The sequence below is a fragment of the Amycolatopsis cynarae genome, assembly GCF_026802195.1.
In the GTDB taxonomy this organism is placed as follows: domain Bacteria; phylum Actinomycetota; class Actinomycetes; order Mycobacteriales; family Pseudonocardiaceae; genus Amycolatopsis_E; species Amycolatopsis_E rhizosphaerae.
The window spans coordinates 1,912,029-1,918,039 of record NZ_CP113836.1 but is presented as its reverse complement, the minus strand read 5'-3'; the positions used below and the strand labels follow the sequence as shown (position 1 = coordinate 1,918,039).

General features: G+C 70.4%; 5 protein-coding genes. All 5 read right to left on the bottom strand.

The annotated features are described in order from the left end of the window. Positions 1 to 254: 254 nt before the first annotated feature. The 5 genes from ORV05_RS09285 to ORV05_RS09265 are packed head-to-tail and all read right to left on the bottom strand — an operon-like array spanning position 255 to position 5,934. Positions 255 to 1,451 (bottom strand): cytochrome P450, encoded by a 1,197-nt coding sequence (locus ORV05_RS09285; protein ID WP_268758040.1) that lies wholly within the window; start codon positions 1,449 to 1,451, stop codon positions 255 to 257. A 43-nt stretch (positions 1,452 to 1,494) separates the two neighbouring features. Continuing rightward, positions 1,495 to 2,742 carry a methylaspartate mutase gene (locus ORV05_RS09280; RefSeq protein WP_268758039.1) on the bottom strand — a complete coding sequence of 416 codons (1,248 nt, stop codon included), beginning with the start codon at positions 2,740 to 2,742 and terminating at the stop codon, positions 1,495 to 1,497. Beyond that, the gene (locus ORV05_RS09275; RefSeq protein WP_268758038.1) at positions 2,739 to 3,236 is read right to left on the bottom strand and encodes a cobalamin B12-binding domain-containing protein; all 498 of its coding nucleotides are present in this window, start codon (positions 3,234 to 3,236) and stop codon (positions 2,739 to 2,741) included. The genes ORV05_RS09280 and ORV05_RS09275 overlap by 4 nt, the downstream gene beginning before the upstream one ends. Continuing rightward, positions 3,233 to 4,471 (bottom strand): type III PLP-dependent enzyme domain-containing protein, encoded by a 1,239-nt coding sequence (locus ORV05_RS09270; RefSeq protein ID WP_268758037.1) that lies wholly within the window; start codon positions 4,469 to 4,471, stop codon positions 3,233 to 3,235. Before ORV05_RS09270 ends, ORV05_RS09275 begins: the two co-directional genes overlap by 4 nt. Continuing rightward, positions 4,468 to 5,934 (bottom strand): AMP-binding protein, encoded by a 1,467-nt coding sequence (locus ORV05_RS09265; protein ID WP_268758035.1) that lies wholly within the window; start codon positions 5,932 to 5,934, stop codon positions 4,468 to 4,470. Before ORV05_RS09265 ends, ORV05_RS09270 begins: the two co-directional genes overlap by 4 nt. Positions 5,935 to 6,011 lie beyond the last annotated feature (77 nt).

Genomic DNA, 6,011 nt, shown 5'->3' with positions numbered 1-6,011 from the left:
ACCTCGGCCAGCAGTGCCGCGCGCTCGCCGGGCGGCACTGCCCTCAGCCGGGCCGCGAACCCGGAATCCGGGTTTTCCGCGGGTTTTCGCGGCCGCGCGCCCGCCTGGTCACCCTGACGAGACATCTCGTTCTCAAACTCACGCATTGCGCACTCCACCGCTTTCGCAAGGCAGCATTCGTGGTCAACTCGTCCGATCGTAGGTCGGCCCCTGACCGGGCCGGATCCCCAGAAAACTCGGTTAGGGGCGGGAATTCACCAGGCGATGCGCATCAGCGACGGCCCGCGGACGATCACGCCGTATTCCCATTTCACACCGTCACGCCCGTCCGCGAGACGCATTTCGGGGAACCGCTCCAAAACGGCTTTCAGCGCCTCCTGCAGTTCCAGCCGGGCCAGCTGGGCGCCGATGCAGTGGTGCGGGCCGTGCCCGAAGGCCACGTGCGGGTTCGGGCTGCGCGCCAGGTCGATGCGATCCGGGTCGGCGAACACCTCGGGGTCGCGGTTGGCCGCATGCAGTGCCGGCAGCACCGGGTCGCCCGCCCGCACCACCACGTCACCGAAGCGGACGTCCTCGGAGGCGTAGCGGGCGAACATCGCCGCGGTGTTGATCGGCACGTACCGCAGCAGTTCCTCCACGGCCGTGGGCATGATCTCCGGCTTGGCGCGCAGCAGCGCCAGCTCGGCGGGATGGGTCAGCAGCGTGAAGAGGAAGCTGGGCAGCGCCGAGGAAACCGTCTCCACACCGCCGGTGAGCAGACCGGCGCCCGCGATCGAGATCAGCTCGTTCTCGGTCAGCTTGTCCCCGGCGTCACGGGCGTAGACGAGGGCCCCGAGCAGGTCGTCCGTCGGCTCCTCGCGCCGCTGCGCGACCAGCCCGGCGACGTAGTTGTCGAGCTGGTCGCCGTAGACGTCGAGCACGTCGCCCTTGGCCGTGGCGTCGCTGACCAGAGCCTGCGTCCACTCGCGGAAGATCTGGTGGTCCTCCTGCGGCACGCCGAGCAGATCGCAGATCACCGTCACCGGCAGCGGCCGGGCGAGGTCCTCCACCACGTCGGCGGAATCGCCCTGGGCCGCCATGCCGTCGAGCAGCCTGTGCACCAGATCCCGCACCCCGGCGCGCATCCGCTCCAGGCGGCGCGCGGTGAACGCCTTGGCCACCAGGCGGCGCAGGCGCGTGTGGTCCGGCGGGTCCATGCCCATGATGCCGTCGCCCATCTGCTGGCGGCGCATGCGCGGCTGGTCGAGGCCCTGGGCGAGCTCCCGGCTGAACCGCTGATCGGTCATCACCAGCTTGACGTCGGCGTACTTCGTCGCCAGCCACGCCGGTTCACCGAAGGGCATCTGGACCCGGCTCATCGGCTCGTCCCGCTGCAGCAGGTGGTACTGCTCGGAAACGGAGATCTCGTGCATGTCGAACGGATACGCCCGGACCTTCCGGCGGGTGCTCATCGCGCTTCCCTTCACTGGGTTGTTCTTCCTTCGGAACAAGTCCTCATCGCTGTTCCAGCGCCTTGGTGTCGTAGGTGTGCTGGACGTAGGAGAGCGCCGACATCAGGGTCGACGAGGTGATCGCGCTCGCGTGCCCGCGCTCGGCCACGCCGCGCAAAGGCAGCGACCCGAGAGCGGACCAGCCGAGCCTGCCCTCCGGGTCGAGATGGCTGCGCGCCTGGCCCGCGTTGTCGGGGTGCAGGCAGAACGGGACGTCGAGCAGGCCGCGTTTGAAGGCGACCACGAGCGCACGCCCCAGGTCCGCGTGGCTGTTCAGCACGGCGTCGACGAACGCGTACGCCTCCCGGTAGACCTGGTTGTCACTGTCCACAGTGTCCGTCGGAGGAACCGAAGCCGCCACCGTCCCGGCGTGTTCGAGCGCCGCCACGTTCTCGGCGATGGTCGGGATCCGGTCGGCTTCCACGGCCGTCTTCACGATCAGCCGCTCCGCACCGCTCGTCATCGCCAGTTCGGCCGCCTTGCCCAGCAGGAACCGCGCGCCCTCGGCGCTGCGCGGGAACATCCCCATGTACGCGTAGATCACGACGTGCCAGGTGGCGCCCGGCAGCAGCTCGGCGCACAGCCGGCGCAGCGCCGCCACCGCCTCCCGGTCCTGCGCCATGTTCGTCTGCTGCGCGTAGCTCACCGAGATGCTGCGCAACCCCTTGCGGTAGAAGAACAACGCTTCCAGTACGCTGAGCGCCACCAGCTCGCTCGGCGGGCACAGCTGGCCCAGCATGCACCCGCCGAAGGTCTCCAGATGCGGCCGGGCATCCCGGTGGCCGGCCGCCAGCAGCAGCTCGCAGCAGCGGGACCAGTTGCGCACGGACTCGTCGAGCGGGGTCCGGCTGTAGGGCAGGCAGTAGGACACCGGGCCCCCCTCGGTGGCGTGCAGACCGGCGGCGATCATCGCGCGGAAGATGTCCGCGGGACGGGCCGAACCGTGCCGCACCTGCACCGGGAAGTCCGGGCCTTCGATGCCGTCGAGCATTTCCCGGGTGGCCTCGGGCGGGTGGTTGACGATCGGGTAGCCGTTGAGCGGGATGCCGTGGCGCAGCGCGTGGGCCGCGGAATCGGTGTCGCAGATCCGTGTGTAGCTGTCGAGCGTGACGGTGCCGACGGTCGCGGCACGCGCGGCCTTCGTCGCGGCCAGCCCGGCACGCATCGCGGCCGGGTCGGCAAAACCCATCCGTGGCTGCACCACGAGCTCACCGGCGGCGTGCCGGTTCGCGACGAACTCTTCGAAACTCACGCCCCGGCCCCCTCCACCCGCGCGGAAAGCCGTGCCGCCCCACCGGGGAGTGTGGCGGCGAACCGGCGGAACGAGGACGCGCCCTGGTGGTCGTCGAACACCGCGTCGAACCCGGCGAGCAACAACTGCGCGGTCTCCTCGGCGGTGAGCCCGCCGCCGATGCCGAGCTTTCCACCGATCACCACGGGCAGTTCACGCAGCTCCTCCAGCGCTCGCAACCGCTGGATCACACGCAGGCCGTCCTGGTGCCCGTGGCCGTTCACGCTGCTCAGCACGAGCATCGCGGGGCGGCGGCTCAGGCACTCGGACTCCAGCAGCTCGTCCGGCACGCACGCCCCGAGGTTCACCACGTCGAAGCCGAGCTCGCCCACGAGCAGTTCCAGGTACACCAGGTTCCAGGTGTGCGAATCGGAGGCCATGCTGCTGACGATCACCGTCGGCCGATGCGGCCCGGTCACGGTCCCGCCGCCGTAGGCACGGGCTTCTCCGGTCATGGCGACACCTCGTAGACCCGCCCGTAGTCCAGCCGGGAGGCGGAGACGACCTCGCCGCCGCGCACCACGACCTCGGCCGGTGCCGGGCGGCCGAGGAAGGCGATCAGGCTCGCGGTGGCGCCGTACGCGCCGACGTTCGGCACCGTCACCACGTCGCCCGGCGACAACTCCGGCAGCCTGGCCGCCTTCGCGAGCGAGTCGCCGGGAGTGCACAGTGGACCGACCAGGCTGCCGGTCACCCCGTTCTCCCCCGTGTCTTCGCCCTCGGTGATCCCGACGGCGGCGGGGAGCAGCCTGCCGATGCCGGAAAGACCGCCGACCGCGTTGATCCCGGCATCGAGGATCACGAACCGGCTGCCCCGGCTCTCCTTGACGTTCACCACGCCCGCGAGCAGCGAACCGCTGCTGCCGGACAGGTAGCGGCCCGACTCGCAGGCCAGTTCGACCTCCCCGGAGCGCCACTCGGGCAGATGGAGATCGAGCAGCGCCTCCAGCCCCGCCCGCAGTTTCGGGTAGTCGGTGCGCGGACCCGGCACCGCGTAGGGTGAGGAGAAACCGCCGCCGATGTCGAGAAGTTCCAGCGGCAGCCCGGCCTCGTCGCGCAGTTCCGCGGCGGACCGCAGCACGAACTCGTACTCCCCGAGCAGGCTGTCCTCGTCCTTCGCGTTGCTCATGGTGAAGAAGTGCGCCCCCACCACGCGGGTGCCGGGCACCGCCATCAGCGCGGGCATGAGCGCGGGGAGCGTCTCGGCGTCGATGCCGAACTGCGAGGGCCTGCCCATCATCCGGATGCCGGTGGAGGCGCTGCCCTGCGTGGTGTTCACCCGCAGCAGGCAGGACACCGTCACGCCGTACTTCCCGGCGGCGGCACCGACGTGCCGCAGATCGGTCGGCGACTCCACGGAAAACAGCCGGACTCCGGCGGCGACGGCCTGCTCCAGCTCACCGTTCGTCTTACCGGGTCCGGTGTAGAGGATCTCGTCCGGGGTGAAGCCCGCCGCCAGCGCGTTGGCCAGCTCGCCGGTGGAGCTGATCTCCGCGCGGCACGGCCGGTCACCGCTCTCGCGCAGCTCGCGCGCGATCTCCGGGTGCGGGTTGGCCTTCAGCGCGTAGAACAGGTGGAAGCCCTCGGGCAGCAGGCCGAACAACTGATCGCGCGACTCGGCGACCACGTCGAGGTCGTAGACGTAGGCGGGCGTACCGAACTTCTCGGCCAGCTCGCGGTACTTGCTCATTTGCGGGCACCTTCCACCAGCAGGGCGAGTTCCTTCGTCGCGTTCTTGCCGTGCGCGGTGAGGGGGAACTCGTCGACGACGTGGCACAGCGACGGAACCTTCTGCGGTTCCAGCCGCTTCGCGAGCTCCCGCAGCACGGTGGTGGGCGGCAGATCGCTCTCGACGCAGATGGCGAGGTCCCGGGTCTCGCTGGGCGGGATCGCACCGGCGGCGCGGACACCGAGAATGTCCATCGCGGCGGCCTCGATCTCCAAAGTGGACATCCGGATGCCCTTGCGCTTGAACATGTCGTCCCGGCGGCCCTCGAAGTAGAGGTAGCCGTCGGCGTCGAGCCGCCCGTAGTCGCCGGTGTGCAGCCGCAGCCCTCCGGTGGCCTTGTCGCGGCGGAAGGCGCGGGCGGACAGCTCCGGCGCGCGCCAGTACCCCGGCATCACGTGCGGACCGGCCGCGACGATCTCCCCGATCTCCCCCGGCGGCAGTTCGGTGCCGTCGGCCGCGACGATGTGCACGGACGTGCCGGGCAGCGGCAGTCCCGAAGACCCGGGACGTTCGGTGTCCTCGTCCGGCGGCATGATGGTGATCCGCTTGCACTCGGTCTGGCCGAACTGGCGGACCACCCTGGCGCCGGGGAAGGCCGCGCGCAGCCTGGCTATCGTGGCCCCGGGCAGCGCGGCGCCCGTGTTGGTGAACAGGCGCACCGGAGCGGCGGGCCCGGACTCGCGGCCGGCCAGTGTGGCGATCATGGTGGCGAGCGAAGGCACGATGGGGACCACCGTGGCGCCGACCTCCCGCATCCTCGACAGCAGCCGCAGATCGGACTCCGCGTCGGCGAGCACGATCTCGCTGCGGCCCGCGCAGGACAGCAGCACCTTGTACAGCCCGTAGTCCCACGACATCGGGAACCGGCAGAACACCACGTCGTCGCCGCGGTAGGAGAGCACGGCCTGGATCGCACGGGTGGCGAAGGTGACCTGGCGGTGCGGCCCGATCACGCCCTTCGGCGTGGCGGTGCTGCCGGAGGTGTAGACGAGCACCGCGATGTCGTCCGGGTGGACCTCCGTCTCCTCCACCCGCTCACCGGTGTGCGCCGCCCGCTCGACTTCGTTCCACAGCGGACCGAACTCGTCCGGCGTGACGACCAGCACCGGATCGGCGTTGTCCACCACGGCGTCGAACTGGAACTTCTTCATCGCCGGGTTGATCGGCACGAACACCGCGCCGCGGCGCGAGGTGCCGAAGAACAGGGCGACCAGTTCGCGGCTGGTGGGCAGGTGCAGAACCACGCGGTCGCCCTTGCGGACTCCGCGGCGCGCCAGCACCGCCTCCACGGCCCGGCTCCACCGGGCCAGCTCGGCGTAGGTCCACGCGCCCGCACGGTCGCGCACCGCCGACGAGGTGGCGGCCTCGGCCACCGCCTCGTCGAGCAGGGAATGAACGAGCGATCCGCCCGGAGAATCGTTCACGACTGCCTCTCCCGAAAGGATTGAAAAGACTCACGAAGAATCACCGCGCCGGCGCGAAAACACTCCCCGACGTCGGA

What these genes read in the sequence shown, in the direction of transcription:
- ORV05_RS09285 (WP_268758040.1), bottom strand. Translation starts at nt 1,451, where the DNA reads ATGAGCACCCGCCGGAAGGTCCGGGCGTATCCGTTCGACATGCACGAG.
- ORV05_RS09275 (WP_268758038.1), bottom strand. Translation starts at nt 3,236, where the DNA reads ATGACCGGAGAAGCCCGTGCCTACGGCGGCGGGACCGTGACCGGGCCG.
- ORV05_RS09270 (WP_268758037.1), bottom strand. Translation starts at nt 4,471, where the DNA reads ATGAGCAAGTACCGCGAGCTGGCCGAGAAGTTCGGTACGCCCGCCTAC.